1 protein-coding gene is annotated in these 2,064 nt (G+C 45.1%); it reads right to left on the bottom strand.

The window, feature by feature from the left end; translation table 11 throughout:
• Positions 1 to 2 precede the first annotated feature (2 nt).
• The gene (locus tag IQ242_RS23325; protein WP_193961594.1) at positions 3 to 1,853 is read right to left on the bottom strand and encodes a polysaccharide deacetylase family protein; all 1,851 of its coding nucleotides are present in this window, start codon (positions 1,851 to 1,853) and stop codon (positions 3 to 5) included.
• Positions 1,854 to 2,064 lie beyond the last annotated feature (211 nt).

Genomic DNA, 2,064 nt, shown 5'->3' with positions numbered 1-2,064 from the left:
ACCTAACTCCCCGCAGGACAGGAATCGGCGAAAATTACGCAGGGAATCCCCACATGACTAATGGGAACAATATAGGTTTCTGTGGGGGGAAATAAAGCGACAACGTGGGGAACGGGACGGGGAGTATAATGCACTTGCGATTGACCTTGATAAGCGAGGGAGGTGCTGGCTCCTGAGTCTAACATCACTGCGTCCCGAAAACCTGCCTGTACTAATAATTCTCCCAAAGCCATCGAATCGATCGGCTCTCTGGAAACCCCGATAACTGGCTGTCCTGCCTGATTAATCCCCCAAAAAGCCCGGTGACGCAGGGCATCAAAACCGTAAAGTGTACCAAAGGATTCCCGCGGTTGTGGTTGTCCATCTTTGACTAACCAAGCGGCCGCGACAAAAGCATCCGTAACCTTGAGATCATCTCCAGCCTCCGCTGCGATTCCTTCTAGGGTATTATGACGGGCAGGATCAAAGGGAAGATAACGCACCCATTGATCGGTAATGATTACTAAAGGACGACCCTCTAACTTGTCGATTTCTCCCTCATATCCCGGGATAAAGCCGCCATTTTGGCTTAAAACCGGACCGATCATCTGATTTGAGTCCAATTCCTTGAGAGAGAAAAAACCGCCATCCACGGCTGCGATCGCTTCTGTACTGGCGATAATTTCCTCCACTTGATAACGACTATCAGCGTGGATGGTTTTGGGAATCCCGCCACTAATTAATACAAGTGTATTGGTTGGAAATTCCACTTCCCGTTTTTGGATGGTGGTGGCAAAGTTAAAACCGCCATCCCTACGGGGTAAGGGATCACCCCCCCAAGCTTGCGGTACAACTTCTCGCGTGCGTGATTGCCCAAAGCGTCCAATCGTGAGTAAATCGGGGGATTGTCCCGCAAAATGCTCATCGAGGTCATTCATCGATAAAGCCGCCCGATAACCCGCTTTTTTGACGAATTCCTTCACTCGATCGTCCGCCTTCCCTTCCGGATAGGTGAAATAATTAATCGGAATGCCCAATTCTTTTTCTAAGATTTGTTTCGATTGCTTGACTTCTTGCTCCAAATCTGCATCGGACAATAATCTTAAATCCCGGGGATGACTAACACTATGGGAGACAATCTGTACTAGAGGATCGGCGGCCATTTCCTGGAGTTGTTGCCAAGTGACACTGGTTCTGCCAGTTTTTTGAGTCATTTTATTGATATAAATCGAGAAAACAGCAGGATAGTTATATTTTCTCAATAAAGGATAGACATACTGGTAATGTCCCCCATAACCATCATCAAAAGTCAATAAAACCGGTTTATCGGGAAGGGGGATCCCTGTCCGCAGATGGGAAATTAACCAATCGATACTGATAGGAGTTGCCCCGATTTCCTGCAAAAATTGAAAATGTGCCTCTAATTCGTCGGGAGTAACGTCAAAAAATACCTCTTTTTTGGGTAAAATGTCGTGATACATTAAAATCGGTACTTTTGTCCCTTGAGCGCGGGGATAAATTTCTGGCCAGGGTGCTAATTCGATCGCTGTTGCCGAGTTATTTGACCAATTATCGAGACTAATATCGTTTTTTTGGAGAGATAAGGGTAGAATCACGCGATCGGAGAGGTTTTTATAGGTTTTACAATCAAAAATTGTCGATATATCCTTAAAAGAACTATTTTCTAGGACATAATCCGCGCATTCCGGTTGAAACTCCCTAAAAGGTGCGGGGAGAGAATCACCCCCCACCAGAGCATTAGAACGAGGATAGAGAGAACTTGCCCAAATAATCAGACAAACGACGATAAATGCCAAAAATCCGTATAGGGGAAGGAAGGAAAAGGAAGATTTTTGCCGAGCTTGCCAACGCATAAGATCAAGTAATAAAGTAAAAAGTAAAAAAGAAATTGAGATTTGCGCTAGTACCTTGACTAACAAGCTGAGTTTCCCTATAATCCGTTCCCTTGTCAAGTTTTCTAGAACACCCTCATCAGTTATCAGTTATCAGTTATCAGTTATCAGTTGTCAATAGACTACCTTTATTGATTCTCCCTATTTCCCCATTTCCCCATCACCCCACACC

Source organism: Microcystis sp. LEGE 08355 (assembly GCF_015207185.1).
GTDB classification, from domain to species: Bacteria; Cyanobacteriota; Cyanobacteriia; order Cyanobacteriales; family Microcystaceae; genus Microcystis; species Microcystis panniformis.
Note: the sequence above shows the minus strand (reverse complement) of the source record. Positions and strands in the feature narration are given on the sequence as shown.